Consider the following 20,089-nt stretch of genomic DNA (forward strand, 5'->3'; position numbering starts at 1 on the left):
TACACCTCAAAGTTTAATAAATTTATATGCTAAATTGTATTTATCTAAAATTTCTCTTTCCCGACTTGAACTTGAAAAAATTAAAACTTGCTCCTCATCCTTTAATACATCGAGAGTATTTTTTAGTCTATCATCATCATAACTATCGAAATGGCTATCAAGTACAATGGGAATTTTTTTGTCTGTAATTATTTTCGAAATAGAAAGTCTAAAGGCGAGATAAATTTGATCAATAGTACCAAGGCTTAGATTATGTAAATCAACATAATTGCCAACAAATTTATCATATACCTTTATTTCAAATCTGTCATCAATTAAAATTTCATTGTACTTAAAGTTTGTCATTTTCTCCAAATATTTTGAAATATTATTTTTTAAAATAGGCAGAGTGTCCCTTCTTTTTAATTTTATAAATTCTTCAAACTTTTCTATGGATAGCTCAATTAAACTTCTCTTATACTCTAACTCTTTTAGCTTATCCTTTAACTCAAAGGATTTTTCTTCCAAAGTTCTAAGTTTTTCCATGGATTCTTCTTGAGCATTTAAGCTTCCCTCCAAGTTTGAGATTTCCATAGTTGTTTCTTTAATGTTTTTTGAAATAAGTTCTAGGGACTCCTGCGAGTAAATTTCACCCCTTAAATTTTCTTTTTCCAGTTCTTCAATTCTATATTTGTACTCACTTATTTCCTTGTCATTAGAACCCTTGTAATCATAAAATAAATTTTTTAGTTCTTTTATATTTTTTACAGAATATTTTTCAAAAATTTTACTAAGTTCTTCTTCATAATTTGTAATTTTTTCCTTAGTCTTTTCTATTTCAAGATGTTTTTTTTCTTTCCAGCTTTCATTGTACTCGTTTTTAGAAATATTTTTTAAATTTAATTCCTTTTTCTTTTCTAAAATTTCTGATAATGCCTTTACATCTCTTGCATCGTATTTTTCAAGAAGCTCTGCAAAATCCTTATCAAAATTTCTTTTCTTTATGGTTTTATCCATTGATTTTTTCTTAAAATCTATGAGTTTACTTCTAAGTCTATTTAGTAAATCCTTGTTTTCTCTAAATTTTACAATTCTAAAATAAGAATATGTAAAAAATAAAAGAGAAAAAATTATTAAAAAATATTTTTTAAAATAAATTGAAAGAAAAACTATTCCTACACCGACAATTGCCGAAAATAATACTTTTAAAAAGTATTTTAATACCTTTTTTTCAATATTTTTTATGTCCCCAGAAATTATTTCAATCTCTTTAGAAAAATTATTTTCATTTAAAATTGAAATTTCCTCTTTAATATCTTTAAATCTCTTGTAATCCTCTTCCACATCGTCGTCAATTTCATAACTATTTCCTTCTTGTGAAATTAAATCGTCAAGTTTACTTAAATAAAACCCCGTAGTTCTATTTATTTCAATTGCCTTTTCCAAGTCTGAAAAAACAAAATTTTCATCTTCTTTTGATTTTTCTTCTTCAATTTCTTTTAACTTCTTTTTTAAAATTTCAAGTTCAAAAAGTTTTCTCCCTCTTAAATTATCCTCCAAAGTTCGTAACTTTTCCCTGGAAGCTTTATAATCGTCAGCAGTTTTCTCATAACTTTCTCTAACTTTTGCATAATTTAATTTTTCAGAAGTAATTTTCTCAAGTTCAGCATAAATTCTTCCAATTTCTGAAGTTTTGCGCCTCTTAGATCCTAAATCATAAAGATCATCTTTCATCTTGTCTAAAACCTTTGTTAAATCTATATTCTCATCTTGAGAAACAGAAAAATTATCAATTTTACTCTTTAATTCCTCTGCCGCATCATCTTCCACTTGTGATAGCCTTTGAGAAATAAAAAAGCTAGATCTATAAATTTTCCTGCTTATTTCAAAAAACAAGGCTCCCGGCTGTGGAATTCTTGAATACAAATAATTCCTCTCATCCTTGGATAAATCTTCACCGTGATTTGTGTTTATAATCGAAATTTCATCGCTATTAAAATCTCTACTTATTCTAAAATTTTCTTTACCTTCACTTAAAACAACATAACCTCTATAAAAATTTGAATTCCAAGGTCTAGATTTTTCAAAAATATCGTCACGAACTTTTCTAGCAAGGGAATCTCGGCTAAATCCGTAAAAAATTCCATCTATAAAATTTACAATTGTGGACTTGCCGCCTTCATTTTTGCCAGAAATTAAATTTATTCCCTCATCAAGCTCTATTATTTTATTTTCAAATTTTCCAAAATTTAAAATTCCCAATTCTTTAAATACCATAATATTGCTCCAAAATGTAATCCTTTGAAATTTCTCGTGCATCTCTTTCAATATCGCTATTAGAAAAAGTGTCCAGAAGTTCTAAAATATATTTATCTTTAATTTCATAATCAAGTTCTTTTTCTTCTGTCATTTCATTAATTATTTCAAAATAAAATGCCGATAAATTATCTCGAAGAAAACTTTCGATTTCCATTCTGTTATGACTTGAACCCTTTAAAATAATTCTATAAAGATCCTCTGCAGAAATTTTATCTTGAACATTTTTTAAAATTTCAGAAAAATTCATGTCCTTATTTATTTTTATTTCTAAATTTACAAACTTTCTCTTTGAAAAGTTTTTAAATTCTATAATTTTTTTCTCATCATCTAAAAAAATTATTCCCCTCTCGCCATCATCTTTAAAAGAAAGTGGAATTAGCGAACCAGAATAATAGACATTGCTAAAGATACTTCCTCTCTTGTGAATATGACCAAGTGCAACATAATTAAACTCTCTTAAAAATTTTTCATCAAGAGGCATATATCTATCATCCTTTAAATCAGAGTGAAAAAGTCCAATATTTATAAAATTTTTATCAAGTTTAACGCTGCTAAAATCTTTTTTAAAATTGTAATTGTCGTAGGAGATGCCATATATTCTCGTGTTTAAATCTTTTAATTCATAAAAATCAAGCTCGCTATTAAATATATATAAATTTTCTGGCAAATCCACCTTTAAAAATAAATTGTCGCTGGAAAGATAATCGTGATTTCCAAAAACCACAAATACCTTTGCTTTAATTTCTTCGATTATATTTAAAAATCTTCTTAAATCTCTTAGATAAAAAAATTCTCTTTCAAATAAATCCCCAGCAATTAAAAAAATATCTGCATTAACTTCATTTGAGAAGTTTACTACATCTCTAAAGGCACGCCAAGTATCCTCTAAAAGTATATTTGAAATCTCAAGAGGAAGTTTTCCCTTATAAAATTTTTTTAAATGTAAATCTGCTGCATGAATTATTTTCATTTCATCACCAAAATAATTATATCACAGTTTATAATCAAAAAAGAGCTTCTGGAGGAAGCTCATCATCGTCAAAGTATTAATTTTTGTAAGGTTTTAAATTCATCCGTACCTGCAATGCCTGCTAAGTCGAATAATACTGTTTCTGTATTTGTAACCACTGCTCCCATTTCACGGAGAAGCTCTATTCCATTCTTAGAGTTTTTCTCTGTCCTTGAACCAAGTGCATCCTCAACAACAAAAACTTCAAAACCTGCTTCTAAAAGTGCTCTAACTGTTTGGAAAATGCAAATATGTGTTTCCATGCCACAAATAATAATTTGTTTCTTTCCAAGTCTGTCAATTTCTCTTTTAATATTTTCATCGTCGTAAGAATTAAAATTTAGCTTTCCAAATTCTTCTTTGTCCTCTAGTGGAGCTTTTACATCTTCATTAGTGTATCCAAGTCCCTTTGGATATTGAACTGTGTAAATTGCCTCTGCTCCAATAATACTTGCAACTTTTGCCAAAATTGCAGAATTTTTTACAATTTCTTCTTTGTTATAAATTGCCTTTAATAATTTATCTTGAATGTCAATAAAGGCAAAGAGAACATTCTCTCTTTTTAAGTGAAAATTCTTCATTTATCCTCCTAAATTTCTTCAACTTCAACACTATTCATTATTTTTTTAATAGCACTCATTTCTATTTTATCTTTTTCAACAAAATTTTCCCACACTCCACAGGATATTGCAAGTTTTATTGAAGTGATAAAATCGTAATCTCTATCAATCGCCATGGCAAGACCTGCAAGGGATAAGGAGCTGTCTAGTTTCTCTGTGATTTCATTTCTCTCTAGTTTTTGTTTATTTACATAAGCCCTATAATTTTTATCTTCAGTTGAAATAATCGTGGCTCTCTTACTATTTACAAAGACAATTTTTGTTCCAGATTTTATAAATTTTTTATTAAATTCAATTACTTCACCTGTATAATTTATTTTTCTTTCCCTTTCAATGTCATCTTTATCAAACATTAAAATATATGGGTTTGTCTTTTCTATTGCATCAAGATTTTTTGGATTTACAGCAACTTTTGTGTTGTTTTTATAACAAATTTTAATAAGTTTTTCGTAAATTTCATCGTCAAGCCCAAATAAGTTAATTCTTGGAATTACTGCAATTTTTTTATTATACAATGCTCTTTCAAAGGAATTTAAAATATCATTTCTATCTTCCATAGTAATTCTTGGGTCTTTAGTCTTGTATCTTTTTTCAAAATTTTTGCCCTTTATCATAACTTCTTCCACATTTTCGTCTTTTAGCGCAGTATAATTTATGTCGATTCCAAGTCTACTTAGAGTAAGAGCAATTTCTCTTCCCCTTCCACTTCCCTTTAGCATAAAAACTTCCGAGTCCACGCCAATTTTTTTCGCAAATAAAGACATATATATCCCTTTGCCACTTGGATAAATTTTAGAACTTTCAATAATATTTTCCATCTCGCTATTTAATATATATTCTCTAACAATTTTTGGATTAAAATCACAAAATAGTATCATACAATCACCTACTTGCCTCAATTTTTTCCATTATTTCTTCTTTCATTGCATTTATTATTTTTTTTGCTTCCTCTTTATTTTCAGAAACTGCATAAGCGTAAATTTTTAGTTTTGGTTCTGTTCCCGAAGGTCTAAGCGCAAACCAAGTTTCATCGTCAAAGTAAAATTTTAATAGATCTTGTGGATTTTCTTTATCCTTTATAAAATCAACTTTTTTCTTTAGCTCGCCTATTTTTTCAAAGTCCTCAATTTTTCTAAAGTCATCCATGATTTTTTTCATGATTACTTTTCCATCTTTTCCTTCAAAATAAATTGAGTCTAAGTATTCTTCAAAATATCCATATTTTTTATAAATTTCTTCAAGATAATCTTTTATTTTTAAATTTCTCTTCTTTAAATAGCCTGCCATCTCTGCTACAATCATTGACGTGCCAATGGCATCCTTGTCCCTAATGTGATCTCCAATTACATAACCTATGGACTCTTCGTAGCCAAAAATGAAATTCTTTTCGTGATTTTCTTCCCAAATATTTGGAAGATTGCAAATATTTTTAAAACCAGTTAAAGTTTCAAAGACTTCAACTCCAAAGTTTTTTGCAATTTTTTTAATTAAATCACTAGTTACAACTGTCTTTACTATTGCTCCCCTTTCAATATTTTTATCCTTAATTCTTTCCAAAATAAAATTGCCAAGGATAAAGCCCATTTGATTTCCCGTGATTCTAAAAATTTCGCCATCCATTTCTACAACAGCAACTCTGTCTGAATCTGGATCTGTTGCAATAATTATATCAGCATTTTCTTTTTTCGCAAGCTCAATTGCCCTATCAAAAGCTCTTATATCTTCAGGGTTTGGATTTGTGACATTTGTAAAATCTCCATCTGGATTTTCTTGTTCTGGAACAACAATTACCCTTTTAAAACCGCTAAGGTCTAAAATTTTCCTCACAAATTTATTGCCACATCCACTTAATGGGGTGTAAATAATCTTTATATCCTTGTCAACATCGTCAGTCAATGTGTGTTTTAGCGTATTTCTGTAAAAAGATTTTGTAACTTTTTCACCAATAAATTTAATATTTTCGTATTCGCCTAATTTTTTTAGCCCAGTAAAATTAAAATTTAAGATGTCAACATTTTGTGACTCTTCTTCCATTTTATCTGCAATGTCCGATAAAATTTGAGAACCCTTCTCCCAATAAAGTTTAAATCCATTGTAATTTTTTGGATTGTGAGATGCAGTAATCATTATTCCAGAAATTGTTTTTAAATATCTTATTGAATAAGCAAGAAGTGGTGTTGGAGTAATTCCTGGAAATAAATAAACAGTGATCCCCTTTTCTGCCAATATTTTTGCAGTCAAAATAGAAAATTCGTAGGAAAAATGCCTTATGTCGCGTCCAATTACTACCCCTCTTTTTTTTGCGTCTTCACCAAGATTTTCAATTAAATTTGAAAGTGCAACCGCAGTTTTCCCAACAGTCAAATAATTCATTCTATTTGTACCTGCACCTAAAATTCCACGAAGACCTGCAGTTCCAAATTCTAAATTTTTGTAAAATCTATCTTCAATTTCTTCTTCATTATCTTTTATAGCGATAAGTTCATTTTTTAAATTTGCATCTACATTTTCACTTGCAAGCCATTTTTCATAAATATCTCTGTACATACTTACTCCTTTTTAATATCCGAAAATTCTCCATCAATTGCAGAAATGAGTTCTCTTGGATTTACTTTTATTTGCAAGCCAACTTTCCCACCACTTACATAAAAAAAGTCTAGGTCTTCAGCTGATGAATCAATAAAAGTTTTAAAAGACTTTTTCATTCCAACTGGCGAACAACCACCGTGGACATAACCAGTGAGTGGAAGCAACTTTTTTTGTGGAATCATTTCAATTTTTTTAGAATTTGATGCCTTGGCTGCTTTTTTTAAATCAAGCTCACTAGAAACTGGAACAACAAATACATAGTGTTCGCCGTCTTTTGCTTCTGTAACAAGAGTTTTAAAAACTCTATCCTTGTCTTCTCCCAACTTTTCTGCAACATCTACTCCACCAATTCCGTCCTTAGTTGAGTATTCAATTATTTCAAAATTTATATTTTCACTTTCAAGAATTCTCATTGCATTAGTTTTTTTCATAAAATCACCTTTTCATCTATATTAATTTTACAACAAAAAAGTTTCTTCTTCATCTATTGATATTAAATGTTAATTTATAAATTCATTAAAATTTTTTATAAAAAAAGCTAGCCTACTAGTCTTTTAAAATCCAAATTTTTTTAAATAATCTTGTATTGTTTTTGTCTTCTCGTTACTATTAAATTTTATTTCATCAATGGAAACTACATTCCTAACGCCCATTAGTGAATTTGAAATAAAACACTCATCGAAACTATCTAAATTCTTGGCGCAAATTTTATCTTCAATAATTTCAAAATTCTTAATCAAAAATTCTCGCATTGTTCCCCTTAAAAGTCCCGATGAAACCTTTGGCGTATAAATCTTATCATTTTTTACAAAAAATATATTGGCGAAAGAAGTTTCACTTACTTCTTCTCTTTCATTTAAAAATAAGGCTGAATCATAACCACTATCTACGGCCCATCTATGTTCTATAATATTTTCATAATAGGAAAGACTCTTGTGATAAATTATCTTTGAAGTTGAGTTTCTTCTGACTTTGGAAATTTTCAGTTTATAAGACTTATTATCTTTCCTATAATTATCTTCTCTTGAAGTAATAATAAAATTTTTATCTGAAATAATTAGTTTCATAGCAAAGTTTTTATTATTTGATTTATCTATATATTCATAAATCTTTTTTTTATCAATATCAGTTTTTATTTCAAAAAAATCCAAAGAATTTTTAAGCCTTTTCAAATGAGCATCTAAAAACAAAGGGAGACCATTCACTACTTTTATAGTTTCAAAGGCACCCTTCCCAAAGGAAAATCCATCGTCAAATTCTATTTTCATTAAATTCTCCTACATAATTTGCAATTCTTTCATAGGTCTTATAGTCAATAGTTTGTGCCGCATCACTCATTGCTTCATCAGGGTTTGGATGAACTTCAATCATCACTCCGTCAAGTCCAAGTGCAAGCACAGCTTTCACCATTGGGAAAATTAATTCTCTTTTGCCTGTGCCATGACTTGGATCTACAATTACGGGATAGAGAGTTTTTTCTTTTAATGTATAGGCTCCTGCAAGATCTAATGTGTTTCTAAGTTCAGTTTCAAAAGTCCTTATACCTCTCTCACAAAAAATTATATTTTCGTTTCCTTCCGCTTCAATATATTTTGCAGCCATCTCCCATTCTCTTAAAGTTGCAGAAAATCCTCTTTTTAAAATTATTGGTTTCATTGTTTTTCCAACTTTTTTTAAAAGAGCATAATTATACATATTTCTAGAACCTATTTGAAAGGCATCTACATAATCTTTCATTTTCTCAACATGATCTTCACTTAATACTTCCGTTACTATGGGAAGATTGCTTTTTTCTGACGCTTCCTTTAAATATTTAACTGCCTCAAACCCAAGACCTTGAAAGTCAAAGGGACTTGTCCTTGGTTTAAAGGCACCACCGCGAAGTATGTCTACTCCTATTTCTTTTAATGATAAAGCCTCGTCAACGATGTGTTCACGAGATTCAATAGAGCAAGGGCCTGCTATAATAATAGGCTTTCCTCCGCCCACCTTTACATCTTTAATTTTTACAATTTTTCCTTTACTTAATTTATCTTTCATTATCCTTTGCTTCCCTCAATATCTATTTTGTCAAAATTATTGTAATAAGATTGCAGTGCAAGAAGTGAGCCCTTTGCCTTTAAAACAATTTCGTCGAACTCTTCCTCTTCATCTGATAGAATAATAATTGCTCCACCAACGCCAATAGTAGTTTTATCATCTTCAATTAATGCAGTTCTAATTACAATATTAAAATCCATTGTAGAATTATTTGAAACATATCCAATAGTTCCTGAATAAACTCCTCGTGGATAATTTTCCAATTCATCTATTATTTCCAATGTTCTTTTTTTAGGAGCACCTGTCATTGATCCACCTGGAAAAGTTTTTTTCAACACATCTATTATATCAACATCATCTTTAATTTTTCCAGAAACTGTAGTAACAAGTTGGTGCAGAGTTTTATAAGTTTCCACATCCATTAATTTTGGCACTTCAACTGAACCAATTTCACAAAATTTACCCAAATCGTTGCGTAATAAATCTACAATCATAAGATTTTCTGACTTTGTTTTTTCTTCATTTCTTAACTCTTCAATTAATTTTTGATCTTCTTCTAAAGAATCTCCTCTTTTTATAGTGCCCTTAATTGGCTTTGTGGTAACAAAATTATTTTTATCTACATTTAAAAATCTTTCCATTGAAGAACACGCAATTTTTATTTCATCAAAGGGCAAGTAGGCACTGTATTGTCCAGGACTTTTTTCTCGCAAATATTCATAATATTTTTTTCCATTAATTTTATCAAAAATATCTAGTCTATTTGTTAGACATACTTCATAGGTTTCCCCTTCACAAATTAATTCCTTTATTTTTTTTATGTCATTAATGTAAGTTTCTTTGTCCTTTACAAATTTTAATTTTGGAAAATCTTTTTTTGTATTATCATCTTTTTTTATTTCAATTTCTTTTTCTAAAATATTTTTTATTTCATCTATCCAATTTTTGTCATCAACATAGGAAAGAAAATATAATTTTTCTTCTTTATGGTCATAAACTATGGCTCTATCGCAATATTTAAAATAGGCATCGGGATATCCATAGGAATATTTGTTTGTTACATTTTCTGTATCTTTTTTTAATTCATAACCAAAGTAACCAATATATCCCAATTGAAAATCAAAGGGAAGTGATTCATCATAACTCCACCTTTTTCGATTTTCTTTTAAAAAATCAAAAATATCTATATTATAAAATTCTACTTCTGAAGAATTTTCAAAGGATTTTTCTACGATTTTTTTATCAACATCGTATTTAAGTGTATGACTCTTAGGCCCTTGAAGTCCAAAGATAGAGAATCTTGAAAGTCCTTCTTCTACCTTGCTGCTATCTAGCCAAAGAGCTCCTTCATAAAAATTATAAATTTTGTCATAAATATTTTGAGTGTCAAAACTCTTATCAATTATTTCATAATAAAGTTCCCTTGTTTTATAAAATTCTTGACAAATATTTATAAAATTTTCTATTAATTGTTCTCCACATTCGCTTGCTATGGACTCGGGATGAAACTGAACTCCATAAATTGGCTTTTTCTTGTGAGAAATTGCCATAACAACGCCATCACTTGTCCTTGCATCAATATTTATATTTTCAAGTTCTTTGTCCTCGCAAATTAAGGAATGGTACCTTGTTACTTTAAAATTATTTTTTATTCCCTTAAATAAATTTTTGCCATTGTGAATTACTTTACTTTGTCTGCCGTGCATTGGCTCTCTCGCTTTTAAAATTTTTCCACCATTGTAATAATATATTCCTTGATGTCCAAGACAAATTCCCAAAATTGGCTTGTTTAATTTTTCAATAATATCTTTACACACCCCAAAGTCTTTTTCCTTTTCTGGACTTCCAGGACCTGGAGAAATAATTACATTGTCAAAGTCTAAATCTAAAATTTCTTCGTAAGTCATCTCGTCATTTTTAATTACAATTGGCTCTACTCCACTAACTTTTCCTATTAATTGAAAAAGATTGTATGTGTAAGAATCGTAATTATCAATTATAAGTGATTTCATTTTTGCCCCTTTAAATAATTTTTTAGATATATTATTGCCTTTTTGTATCCGTCTATGCCAAATCCTTCAAAGGATTTTATCGCATAGGACTTAATAAAATTTATTTGTCTAAAATCTTCACGCTCTGAAACTTTTGAAATGTGAACTTCAACTGTTGGAATACTCACAGATTTAAGAGCATCTAAAATTGCAACACTTGTGTGAGTGTAGGCAGCTGCATTTATAACTATGCCATCAATTTTTTGATAGGCTTTTTGAATTTCATCGACAATTGCTCCCTCATAATTTGATTGAAAGTGTTTTATATCAATATTTTCTTCAAGGGCAACTTCATCTAATAATTTTAATAAAGTGTCATAGCTTTTGCTTCCATAAATATTCACTTCACGAATTCCAAGCATATTTATATTTGGGCCGTCAATTACTAAAATTTTCATAATTTTTGATTTCCTCCAAAATTTTTTCTAAATTTTTTTCTTTATCTTCAATTACTTTTATTTTTATGTGAGAAATATCTTCGTAAATTTTATGTCTAATTTCATACATTTTTTTAAGATTATCTAAGTTTTTAGAAAGAGGTCTTCCCTCTGTTTCAAGATTTTTTAAGTCTCTATCTAAATAAATTACCAGAGAATTTTGCAAAATTAAATTTCTATTTATTTCTTTTAAAGGTGTGCCGCCGCCAGTCGCAATTACTACCCCAGTTTTTTTTGAAACCTCATTTAAAATTTTAGTTTCCACTTCTCTAAAATATTTTTCGCCCTTGTTTTTAAAAATTTCAGGAATTTTTCCTTCTCTTTCTTCGATTAATTTATCTGTGTCAAAAAATTCTCTATTTAATTTTTCTGACAAGAGCGTTGCCATTGTAGTCTTGCCAGCAGATGGCATTCCAACAAAGACTATATTTTGCATATCCCTTTTTAACTTTAAATAGACTTTTTTTATTAAACACTTGTCTAGTTTTTCATCTAAAAATAATTCTGCTGCAAAAAAAGCTTGTACAACTAACATCAAAAGTCCAGACATAGTTTTTAATCCAAGTCTTTTTGCATCTAAAATTAATTTTGTATTTAGTGGGTTATAAATTAAATCAATTACACTTTCTAAATCTTGAAATTTATCGAGATCAACTTTGCACTCCATATTATTTGGATACATTCCAACAGGTGTTGCATTAATTAAAATATTGTAGTCTTTAAATTTATCTAATGTTTCGTAATTATTTTCGCCATTTCTGCTTATCACAATTACACTTTTTGCACCTTTATCTCTTGCAAGTTTTTGTATCATTTTGCTCGCTCCACCACTTCCAAGAATCAAAACTTTTTTGTCTTTAATATTTATATCAAAGTGATTTAAACTATAATCAAATCCAAAATAATCTGTGTTGTATCCAATTAATTTTCCGGCTCGATTTACAATAGTATTCACTGCACCAATTTCTCTTGCAAGGTCATCCACATAGTTTAAATATTTCATCGAGATTTCTTTGTAAGGAATTGTGACATTTATGCCGATAAAATTTTTATTTTCAAAAAAACTTTCAACGTCACTTTTTTTTAAGTCCTTTAAATTGTAATTATATTTTCCAAATAGTTCGTGAATTTCCTTAGATTTGCTATGAGATAAGTTCTCTCCAATTAAACCATACTTAAAATTTTCATTTTTTACTTTTGTAATAATTTTTTTGCTTTCACTAAAAATTTCACTGTAAATTGGTCTTATAGAATTTTTAAATTCGGGAGCTATTTTATTTTCCAGTTTTTTTATAATTTTATCTTCACGAGATGAATCTTCTGTATTTAAATTGTTGTTTAATTTATAAATTCCAATTTCCTTTGAAATCTTCAGTCGATTTTCTAAAAGATCTACAATTTGTGAATCAATTTGATCTAATGTTTTTCTCGATTCATCTAAATTTTTCATCTTTCACCTTCCATAACTAAATCTAAGATTGCAATTGCAGAAATCATTTCAACGGCAACTAATGCACGAGGCACAATTGAAGGATCATGCCTTCCATGAATATTTAACTTTTCCCTTGTTTTATTTTTTAATGATATTGTATATTGCGTTTTCCCAATGGAGCTAGTCGGTTTTATTGCGGTTCTAAAAATTATTGGCATAGATGTAGTAAGTCCACCAATTACTCCACCATGATTATTTGTTTTAGTCTTAACTTTTCCATCATCATAATAATACTCATCATTATGGCTACTGCCCGTCATTTTTGCAGCTTCAAATCCGCTCCCAAATTCAATTCCCTTAACTCCTGGAATAGAAAAAACTGCATGAGAAATAACTGATTCAACTGAATCAAAGAAGGGTTCTCCAATTCCCGCTGGCATGTTTAAAATAAAAGTTTCCACAATTCCGCCAATAGAATCTTCCCTTTCCTTTGCTTTTAAAATTTCACTTTTCATTTTTTCTCTTGAGCACTTATCATAAACTGGCATGTCTTGATTTTTTAAGTCATAAAAAATTTCTTCATCAATATCATTAAAATTTATATCGACATCCTTTACAGTTCCAATACTTTTTATTCTTGAAAAAATTTTTATTCCTCTATTTAATAGCAAATCCTCTGCAATAGAACCAGCGATTACAATTGGAGCCGTAATCCTGCCAGAAAATTGTCCTCCACCTCTAATATCGTTAAATCCACCATATTTTACATAAGCTGGATAATCTGCGTGAGATGGGCGAGGATGGTCTTTTAAATTTTCATAGTCGCTGCTTCTTTGGTCCTTGTTTTCAATTACAAAAGTAAGAGGAGCACCACAAGTTATTCCATTAACTTCGCCGCTTATAATTTGAAAGTCATCCAGTTCACATCTAGCCGTTGAAAATTTATTTTTGCCCGGTCTTCTTCTATCTAAATTTTTTGCAATTAAATCTCTATTTATTTTATAGCCTGCACTTATTCCCTCAATTAAAATACCTATTTCTTTAGAATGAGATTGACCAAATAAAGTTACTTTAAAATTTTTACCAAAACTATAGGACATATGAAATTCCTCCCAAAGATTTAAAATCCTTAAAAAAGTTTTTGTAGGATTTTTCCACGCAATCGCTGTTATTTATTGTAATAGGACCTTCTGCAAAAGTTGCTGCAATAGATGCTGCCATTGCAATTCTGTGATCCTTATGTGAATCAATTTTTACACCTTTAAATTTTTCTATTCCTCTAAAAGTAAATGAATTTTCTTTTAGCTTAACATCTACTCCTAAATTATTTAACATCTCAACTGTGCTCTTTACTCTGTCGCTTTCCTTTAATTTTAATCTTTTTATATTTACAACTTCTGTCTCTATATTGGATGCTGCAGCAAGCACTGAAAGAATAGGAACTGCATCAGGCATATTTTTAGAATCTATAATAATTTTTTTCTCTGGAGCTTTAACTCTTTTAAATTGAAAATCCTCTTTTGAGATATTTTCATATCCCAAAGCCCTAAAAATTTCAATCGCTCTTCTATCTCCTTGCTTAGAATTTTTATCCAATCCCTTGACCTTTACACCACTTGCCAAGAAAAATAAAGCATTGCTCCAATCTTTCTCTACAACATAATCTATTGCCTTAAATTTGCCCCTGCAAATATATTCCCTTTCCCCTTCTATTACACAACTTCCAAATTTTTCCATTATATCAATTGTCATGTCGATGTAGGGTTTTGATTCCATTTCAGTGGTAATTTTAACTTTAAAATCTTCGCCATAAAATCCTGATGCAATCATAAAGCCTGAAACAAATTGTGAACTAATATTTGCTGGAAGTGTGAAGTTATAGTCTTTTAGTTTTCCTCTTACAAAAATAGCATCGTCCTTTTCATAAATATCTACACCGTGTTTTGGAAATTCATGAAAATAAACTGAATTTGTTCGATTAATTAAACTTCCCCTTCTTATAATTTTTGCATCAATGCCAAGTGTAGCAACAATTGGAAGTAAAAATCTAAGAGTAGTTCCACTTTCATTTACATCCAAGGTTACTTGATTTTTGTAAGTTTTGGGAGGATTTATATAAAACTTATTCTCTTTTTTTATAACTTCAACTCCCAAAGATTTTATTACATTTATTGAAGCTTCAATATCCTTTGAAAGGTCGCTTATCTCAATTATTGAATTTCCCTTTGCTATTGCCGCACAAAAAATAGCCCTATGTGCATAGGATTTTGATGTTATCCCCAAAATCTCTCCAGAAAGTTTTTTATTTTCAATAACTCTATTCATTTTCCTTACCCAAATCAATAATTTCTCTTAGTTCATCAAAAGTGATTTTTTTATTTATTACTTCGCCAATTTTTATTGGAAGAATTACATTTATAAGGTTTTTATTTATCTTTTTATCGTGTTTTAAAATCTCTAAAATCTCATCTGTATCAAAATCATAACTTGTTGGAAGATTGTAATTTTTAAAGGCTAAAATTAATTCTTTTGAAAAATCACTTTCTGCAATGCCCATTTTATAAGCAGCCCTTGCCATATAAATTGTTCCAATTCCAATGCTCTCTCCATGATTTAATTTATAATCCGAGATAGATTCAATTCCGTGACCAATAGTATGGCCAAGATTTAATTTTTGTCTTTTACCCCTATCTTTCTCATCGTCTTTCACAAAATCAAGTTTAATATTTAGAGATTTATAAATTATTTTTTCATAATCAAGTTTGTCACAGGACTTTAAATAATCAAAAAGATTTTTATCTTTTAACACAGAATATTTAAAAATTTCTGCAAGTCCATTGTTAATATTTCTGTGGTCTAAAGTTTCTAAAAAGCTGTAATCAATGTAGACATATTTTGGAAAATAAAAAGAGCCTATTTGATTTTTTAAATTCATAAAGTTAATTCCATTTTTGCCGCCAACTGAAGAATCAATCATGGAAAGTAACGTTGTCGGCACAGAAATAAAATCAATTCCCCTTAAATATGTTGCTGCGACAAATCCAGAAATATCACCTACAACTCCGCCACCAAAGGCAATTATAATATCTCCTCTGTTAAAATTATTTTCCAGCAAAAACTTATTAATATTTATATAATTTTCCATGGATTTAGATTTTTCTCCTGCAGGAAATTTGAAAATATAAAAATTTAATCCATACATAATATTTTTTAATCTTTCACTGTAAAGATTATAGACATTTTCATCAGTTATTACTAAATATTTTGCATCTTTATTTTGAAATAAATAATTCCTTAACTTTTCATCACATTTATAAACAATATCTATTGTATAATTATTTTCTTTAACTTGAATTTTCATAAAACACTCCTATGCCTTGCTCTCTCTATAATAAAACAAAGATGCCTATAAATAAAGAATCTTATTAGCTTTAAGCTAAAATATTTTTATTCTCACTTTATCTAAATATCATTGCACATTAACAAAAATATATTATAATTAAAATGAGGTGATTATATGAGCGATTATTCTAATTATTTATTTAGACAATTTTTAATTATTTTATTACCTTTTTTCCCTATCATACTTGGAAAGCTAGGTTTTTCTGATTTTAAAAAATCCTTTAAAAAAGAATACTATATTCTCACATACCTCTGCACTTTTATAGCTTTTATTGTTTTTGCTTTTTTCATTTGTTTATATAATCTTGGATTATAAATATAATTAAAATAAATTTTCTCTTTGTTTTATTTTATAGCTTATGTTAATTTTATTAAAATTATTTATTTTTTAGGAAAACAGTCATGAATTTATTTAAAAAATTCTTACTTTTAAGTTTAGTAGTTTTTTGTATCTCTACTGCAGTATTTGTTAATTCAGATAAATTAAATATCCAAAAAGAAAGTATAGATGTTGACTTTTCTGAAAAAAAGCTATTAACTTATGATGAAATGTTCAATACTATGCTGGAAGATGGCTATAATGAAAAGGAAATATATTCTATTCTTGGAGGAGATTTTTCAACTAATAATGAAGCTAAATTAAGAGATTTTTCTTATACTACATTATCTAAAACTTTAAATGTAAGTCCAGATTATAAACCTACACTAAAATTTTATATTCAAGTTGATTCTGGTCACGATACTTATTATATTTATAAAATCTTAAATGTTAATATGAATAGAGAGTATAATTCTGTTACAAAAACTTTCAACGGCAATATGTACTATAACATAGAAACTAACACAAGAATTTATTACTCAATTAATGGGGACTTCTATAATAATGGTGCAATTAGCACTACTGGTAGCAGAAGTGTTGGCATTGGCGAGAGTGGTAATTTGTATTTTTCCGTAACAGGAACATCTTCACATTTTAAATATTTCTATGAAGAAGATTATGTTCACTACGGTCGTCTATAGTTAAAAATTAAAACATAAGATATTAATAAAGAGTGAGGTCAATCAAAATCCTCACTCTTATTTTTTCTTTATTAAGAGTATAATCGTTAAAAATAAAACTCCAATTAATACTATTGCTCCACCAGGTTTAAGTCCAATGTAAAAGGATGATACAAGTCCAATTATTGTAAAAATAAAACCGAAGATAGACGAAAGTATAGTCGTCTTTAAATAGCCTAGCTTAAATTGCATTGCGCAGGCTACTGGCACTACCATGAGAGATGATATGATTAAAATCCCAACAGTTCTTGCTGAAACAGAAATTGTAACTGCGATTAAAATCATAAAAATCAAATTTATTCTATCTACATTTACTCCCGATAGTCTTGCCGAAGACTCGTCAAAGGAAATATACATGAGGTCTGTAAATAAATAGAAAAATAAAATAAATACAATTATTGAAACTATTAAAATTAAATAAAAATCAAATTCTGGAATAGCAATTATTGAACCAAAAAGATATTCTTCAAAGTTTGCACTAGTTTTTACAAATCCAGAAAAAAGTGAAGCAAGACCAATTCCTGTACTCATTAAAATTGCAGTGGAAATTTCTTGATACCCAGGAAATTTTTTCCTAACATATTCAAGAAAAATTGAACCAACTATACATAATAAAAGTGCACCAAGCACTGGTGAAATTGAAGTAATAAGTCCAAGCATTACACCAGCAAGGGAAACGTGAGAAAGTGCATCTCCAATCACTGAAATCTTTTTGTTTACAACTACAACTCCCATGCACGGAATAATTATTGACAAAAATGCTCCAACAATTAGCGCTTTAATCATATATGAATACTGAAAAATTTCCATTATTTCACTTCCCTAATTTTTTTGTCTTTTATCTCAAAAACTTTGTTTACATTTTCTTCAACTTCTTCAAGATTATGTGTGATCATTAGAATTGTAATTTCGTGTTTCATATTTATATGGCTCAAGAGATGAAATAATGAATCCTTGGACTCCTTATCTACTCCTGTCATTGGCTCGTCTAAAATTAAAAATTCTGGTGTTGCCACAAGTGTTTTTGCAATTAAAACTCTCTGTCTTTGTCCTCCAGATAATTCTGTGTAAAGTCTATCCTTGTATTTTTCCATGCCAACGAGATTTAAAGCATTGATAATTTTTTCTTTGTCGTATTCCTTTAATCTTTTAAATCCCTTGTTCTTTGGATAAAGTGCAAGAGATAAAAGTTCCGTTACAGTTATTGGAAATTCCAAGCTTGATGGAATGGAAAGTTGTGGAACATAACCAATGTCCTTTAATCCATTTTTTGTATAAAAAGAAATGGTGCCAGTAAGTGGTTTAAGTTGATTTAATATCAGCTTAACTAATGTCGACTTTCCAGCACCGTTAGAACCTATAAGGGCGATATAGTCGCCCCTATAAACATCAAAATTTATGTCATCTAAAACTAATTCATCACTGTATTTAAAACTTAGATTTTTGATTTCTAACAATTTTTCCTTCACTATTTTAAAGCACCCACTAAATTTTCTAAATTTTTATCCATGATGCTAAAATATTCTTCATTGTTTTTAATTTCTTCTTCGCTAAGGCCTTCAATTGGAGAAAGAACTTTTACCTCGCATCCAGTTTCATCGGCAATAATTTTTGAAACTTTTGGATCAATTAATTCTTCTGTGAAAATAGTTTTTATTTTATTTTCCTTGATGTAATTAATTATTTCCGCCATTTTCTTTGCATCAGGTTCAGTTTCTGCGTTAACGCCCTTTATACCAATTTGAGTAAGACCATATTCTTTACATAAATATCCATAAGCTTCATGGCTTACTACAATTGTCTTGTTTGGAAGTTTATTTAAAGATTCACTGTATTTTGCATCAAGTTCATCTAACATTTTAGCATATTTTTGGTAATTTGACTCATAATAATCTGCATTTTCTTTGTCAAGTTCAACAAAAGCATTTTTTATGTTTTCCATTTCTATTTTTGCATTCTTTGGTGAAATCCATACGTGAGGATCCATTGGACCATGCTCGTGATCTTCGTGATCATGACCGTCTTCATGACTATGATTGTTGTTTTCTTTAGCTGCATCGTGGTTTTTGTTGTTTTCAACTTTTTCATGTTCATGTTCTTCTTCATCTTCATCATGAGCTGACTTAATTAGTTCAACACCTTTTGATGCTTCCACAACTTTTAAATCTTTGTTTGATAAAGAATTAACAACTTTGTCTGTCCAAGATTCAAGACCTGCACCATTGTAAATAAACATATTTGCATTTTCAAGATTTTTAATTGCATTAGAATCTGGTTCCCATCCATGAGGTTCAATTCCCTGTGGCATTACCATTTCTACATCTAATTTGTCTCCAGCAATTTTCTTTGCAAAATCATACATTGGATAAACTGAAGCATATACCTTTAGACCTTCCTTACTTGTATCTTCTTTTGTAGAATTTTTCATATCTGCACCCTTGGAACAGCCTGAAAATAAAACAATTCCTGCTAATAAAAATAAAATTTTCTTAATATTTTTCATTTTTTCCTCCTAAATAATAATGATTTCCATTAATTATTATAGCACTAATTATTTATTGTTAAAGTAATTTTTGAAATTAAATAAATTTTGTTATAATAATATTAAAAATTGAAAGCGGGTGGTTTTTTGAAAAGCTTTGAAGATATACTAAGGAAAAATGATTTGAAAATAACTAAGGGAAGATTAGCACTTCTAAATTTACTTTACAGTTCCCATGTACCAATGAATACTGAAGAAATTTATGAAGCAGTGGATAAAAAATCTTTGCCAAGCTTCACTTCCCTTTATCGAATGTTAAACGAACTCACTGAAAAAAATATTTTAAAAAAGAATTTATATCACAATGGACTTTACTATTTTGAATTTGCAAATATGGGACACCGACATTACATCGTATGCGATAAATGTGGGAAAATTTCTGCCATAGAAAATTGTCCAATTTCTGAATTTGAAAATATTGCAGAAAGGGAAACAGGTTACACTGTTACAAATCATATAGTAGAACTTCGTGGCATCTGCCCTAATTGCCAAAAAGATAAGAATTCTTAAATGAATTAATTTTAATTTTATATTCATTGTAATTCACAATGTGGAATATGATTCGCATTATAAAATTTTTCTTTACTTTTGCTGATATGGAGTTATAATA

General features: G+C 28.8%; 19 protein-coding genes. 2 read left to right on the forward strand and 17 right to left on the reverse strand.

The annotated features are described in order from the left end of the window. Window positions 1–6: 6 nt before the first annotated feature. The 14 genes from ACQRC6_RS00630 to aroB all read right to left on the reverse strand — a co-directional run bounded on the left by ACQRC6_RS00630 (window position 7) and on the right by aroB (window position 15,837). Window positions 7–2,256 (reverse strand): ATP-binding protein, encoded by a 2,250-nt coding sequence (locus tag ACQRC6_RS00630; RefSeq protein ID WP_427847269.1) that lies wholly within the window; start codon window positions 2,254–2,256, stop codon window positions 7–9. Continuing rightward, on the reverse strand, window positions 2,246–3,268 hold the full coding sequence (locus ACQRC6_RS00635; RefSeq protein WP_427847270.1) for a metallophosphoesterase family protein: 1,023 nt from the start codon (window positions 3,266–3,268) through the stop codon (window positions 2,246–2,248). Before ACQRC6_RS00635 ends, ACQRC6_RS00630 begins: the two co-directional genes overlap by 11 nt. A gap of 68 nt (window positions 3,269–3,336) precedes the next feature. Next, the gene (locus tag ACQRC6_RS00640) at window positions 3,337–3,888 is read right to left on the reverse strand and encodes an isochorismatase family protein (protein ID WP_427847271.1); all 552 of its coding nucleotides are present in this window, start codon (window positions 3,886–3,888) and stop codon (window positions 3,337–3,339) included. An 8-nt stretch (window positions 3,889–3,896) separates the two neighbouring features. After that, window positions 3,897–4,805 carry a tagatose-6-phosphate kinase gene (locus ACQRC6_RS00645; RefSeq protein ID WP_427847272.1) on the reverse strand — a complete coding sequence of 303 codons (909 nt, stop codon included), beginning with the start codon at window positions 4,803–4,805 and terminating at the stop codon, window positions 3,897–3,899. Window positions 4,806–4,809: 4 nt separating this feature from the next. Continuing rightward, complete coding sequence (locus ACQRC6_RS00650) at window positions 4,810–6,474, reverse strand: phospho-sugar mutase (RefSeq protein ID WP_427847273.1); 1,665 nt, start codon at window positions 6,472–6,474, stop codon at window positions 4,810–4,812. Between the two features lie 2 nt (window positions 6,475–6,476). Continuing rightward, window positions 6,477–6,947: a Cys-tRNA(Pro) deacylase gene (gene ybaK / locus ACQRC6_RS00655; RefSeq protein WP_293558691.1), complete on the reverse strand. Its 471-nt coding sequence runs from the start codon at window positions 6,945–6,947 to the stop codon at window positions 6,477–6,479. A gap of 123 nt (window positions 6,948–7,070) precedes the next feature. Further along, the gene (locus ACQRC6_RS00660) at window positions 7,071–7,784 is read right to left on the reverse strand and encodes an aminotransferase class IV (RefSeq protein WP_427847274.1); all 714 of its coding nucleotides are present in this window, start codon (window positions 7,782–7,784) and stop codon (window positions 7,071–7,073) included. Next, complete coding sequence (gene aroF / locus ACQRC6_RS00665; RefSeq protein ID WP_427847275.1) at window positions 7,768–8,556, reverse strand: 3-deoxy-7-phosphoheptulonate synthase; 789 nt, start codon at window positions 8,554–8,556, stop codon at window positions 7,768–7,770. The genes ACQRC6_RS00660 and aroF overlap by 17 nt, the downstream gene beginning before the upstream one ends. After that, on the reverse strand, window positions 8,556–10,568 hold the full coding sequence (gene pabB / locus ACQRC6_RS00670) for an aminodeoxychorismate synthase component I (RefSeq protein WP_427847276.1): 2,013 nt from the start codon (window positions 10,566–10,568) through the stop codon (window positions 8,556–8,558). The genes aroF and pabB overlap by 1 nt, the downstream gene beginning before the upstream one ends. After that, window positions 10,565–11,005, reverse strand: coding sequence for a type II 3-dehydroquinate dehydratase (aroQ, locus tag ACQRC6_RS00675; protein ID WP_320850144.1), 441 nt, complete (start codon window positions 11,003–11,005; stop codon window positions 10,565–10,567). Before aroQ ends, pabB begins: the two co-directional genes overlap by 4 nt. Beyond that, window positions 10,986–12,494 carry a shikimate kinase gene (locus ACQRC6_RS00680; RefSeq protein WP_427847277.1) on the reverse strand — a complete coding sequence of 503 codons (1,509 nt, stop codon included), beginning with the start codon at window positions 12,492–12,494 and terminating at the stop codon, window positions 10,986–10,988. The genes aroQ and ACQRC6_RS00680 overlap by 20 nt, the downstream gene beginning before the upstream one ends. After that, window positions 12,491–13,576, reverse strand: a complete 1,086-nt coding sequence (aroC, locus tag ACQRC6_RS00685; protein ID WP_427847278.1) for a chorismate synthase — start codon at window positions 13,574–13,576, stop codon at window positions 12,491–12,493. Before aroC ends, ACQRC6_RS00680 begins: the two co-directional genes overlap by 4 nt. Continuing rightward, on the reverse strand, window positions 13,566–14,801 hold the full coding sequence (locus ACQRC6_RS00690) for a 3-phosphoshikimate 1-carboxyvinyltransferase (protein WP_427847279.1): 1,236 nt from the start codon (window positions 14,799–14,801) through the stop codon (window positions 13,566–13,568). Before ACQRC6_RS00690 ends, aroC begins: the two co-directional genes overlap by 11 nt. After that, on the reverse strand, window positions 14,794–15,837 hold the full coding sequence (gene aroB, locus ACQRC6_RS00695) for a 3-dehydroquinate synthase (RefSeq protein ID WP_427847280.1): 1,044 nt from the start codon (window positions 15,835–15,837) through the stop codon (window positions 14,794–14,796). Before aroB ends, ACQRC6_RS00690 begins: the two co-directional genes overlap by 8 nt. A gap of 443 nt (window positions 15,838–16,280) precedes the next feature. Here aroB and ACQRC6_RS00700 point away from each other — a divergent pair, with 443 nt between their 5' ends. After that, window positions 16,281–16,898, forward strand: a complete 618-nt coding sequence (locus ACQRC6_RS00700; protein ID WP_427847281.1) for a hypothetical protein — start codon at window positions 16,281–16,283, stop codon at window positions 16,896–16,898. A 57-nt stretch (window positions 16,899–16,955) separates the two neighbouring features. On the opposite strand, the gene ACQRC6_RS00705 is transcribed toward ACQRC6_RS00700, so the two are convergent. The 3 genes from ACQRC6_RS00705 to ACQRC6_RS00715 are packed head-to-tail and all read right to left on the reverse strand — an operon-like array spanning window position 16,956 to window position 19,440. Then, window positions 16,956–17,747: a metal ABC transporter permease gene (locus ACQRC6_RS00705; protein ID WP_427847282.1), complete on the reverse strand. Its 792-nt coding sequence runs from the start codon at window positions 17,745–17,747 to the stop codon at window positions 16,956–16,958. Next, complete coding sequence (locus tag ACQRC6_RS00710; protein WP_427847283.1) at window positions 17,747–18,406, reverse strand: metal ABC transporter ATP-binding protein; 660 nt, start codon at window positions 18,404–18,406, stop codon at window positions 17,747–17,749. The genes ACQRC6_RS00705 and ACQRC6_RS00710 overlap by 1 nt, the downstream gene beginning before the upstream one ends. Further along, window positions 18,406–19,440 carry a metal ABC transporter substrate-binding protein gene (locus ACQRC6_RS00715; protein ID WP_427847284.1) on the reverse strand — a complete coding sequence of 345 codons (1,035 nt, stop codon included), beginning with the start codon at window positions 19,438–19,440 and terminating at the stop codon, window positions 18,406–18,408. The genes ACQRC6_RS00710 and ACQRC6_RS00715 overlap by 1 nt, the downstream gene beginning before the upstream one ends. A 126-nt stretch (window positions 19,441–19,566) precedes the next feature. Between ACQRC6_RS00715 and ACQRC6_RS00720 the strand changes: the two genes are divergently transcribed. Continuing rightward, the gene (locus ACQRC6_RS00720; protein ID WP_427847285.1) at window positions 19,567–19,989 is read left to right on the forward strand and encodes a Fur family transcriptional regulator; all 423 of its coding nucleotides are present in this window, start codon (window positions 19,567–19,569) and stop codon (window positions 19,987–19,989) included. Window positions 19,990–20,089 lie beyond the last annotated feature (100 nt).

Origin of the sequence: Peptoniphilus sp. SGI.035, from assembly GCF_050315115.1 — a bacterium.
GTDB lineage: Bacteria > Bacillota > Clostridia > Tissierellales > Peptoniphilaceae > Peptoniphilus_A.

Excerpts from the sequence above, each read along its gene's own strand:
- aroB (WP_427847280.1), bottom strand. The coding sequence starts at position 15,837 with ATGAAAATTCAAGTTAAAGAAAATAATTATACAATAGATATTGTTTAT.
- ACQRC6_RS00700 (WP_427847281.1), top strand. The coding sequence starts at position 16,281 with ATGAATTTATTTAAAAAATTCTTACTTTTAAGTTTAGTAGTTTTTTGT.
- pabB (WP_427847276.1), bottom strand. The coding sequence starts at position 10,568 with ATGAAATCACTTATAATTGATAATTACGATTCTTACACATACAATCTT.
- ACQRC6_RS00680 (WP_427847277.1), bottom strand. The coding sequence starts at position 12,494 with ATGAAAAATTTAGATGAATCGAGAAAAACATTAGATCAAATTGATTCA.
- ACQRC6_RS00650 (WP_427847273.1), bottom strand. The coding sequence starts at position 6,474 with ATGTACAGAGATATTTATGAAAAATGGCTTGCAAGTGAAAATGTAGAT.
- ACQRC6_RS00630 (WP_427847269.1), bottom strand. The coding sequence starts at position 2,256 with ATGGTATTTAAAGAATTGGGAATTTTAAATTTTGGAAAATTTGAAAAT.
- ybaK (WP_293558691.1), bottom strand. The coding sequence starts at position 6,947 with ATGAAAAAAACTAATGCAATGAGAATTCTTGAAAGTGAAAATATAAAT.
- ACQRC6_RS00640 (WP_427847271.1), bottom strand. The coding sequence starts at position 3,888 with ATGAAGAATTTTCACTTAAAAAGAGAGAATGTTCTCTTTGCCTTTATT.
- ACQRC6_RS00645 (WP_427847272.1), bottom strand. The coding sequence starts at position 4,805 with ATGATACTATTTTGTGATTTTAATCCAAAAATTGTTAGAGAATATATA.
- aroC (WP_427847278.1), bottom strand. The coding sequence starts at position 13,576 with ATGTCCTATAGTTTTGGTAAAAATTTTAAAGTAACTTTATTTGGTCAA.
- ACQRC6_RS00705 (WP_427847282.1), bottom strand. The coding sequence starts at position 17,747 with ATGGAAATTTTTCAGTATTCATATATGATTAAAGCGCTAATTGTTGGA.
- ACQRC6_RS00635 (WP_427847270.1), bottom strand. The coding sequence starts at position 3,268 with ATGAAAATAATTCATGCAGCAGATTTACATTTAAAAAAATTTTATAAG.
- aroQ (WP_320850144.1), bottom strand. The coding sequence starts at position 11,005 with ATGAAAATTTTAGTAATTGACGGCCCAAATATAAATATGCTTGGAATT.
- ACQRC6_RS00715 (WP_427847284.1), bottom strand. The coding sequence starts at position 19,440 with ATGAAAAATATTAAGAAAATTTTATTTTTATTAGCAGGAATTGTTTTA.
- ACQRC6_RS00690 (WP_427847279.1), bottom strand. The coding sequence starts at position 14,801 with ATGAATAGAGTTATTGAAAATAAAAAACTTTCTGGAGAGATTTTGGGG.
- ACQRC6_RS00660 (WP_427847274.1), bottom strand. The coding sequence starts at position 7,784 with ATGAAAATAGAATTTGACGATGGATTTTCCTTTGGGAAGGGTGCCTTT.
- aroF (WP_427847275.1), bottom strand. The coding sequence starts at position 8,556 with ATGAAAGATAAATTAAGTAAAGGAAAAATTGTAAAAATTAAAGATGTA.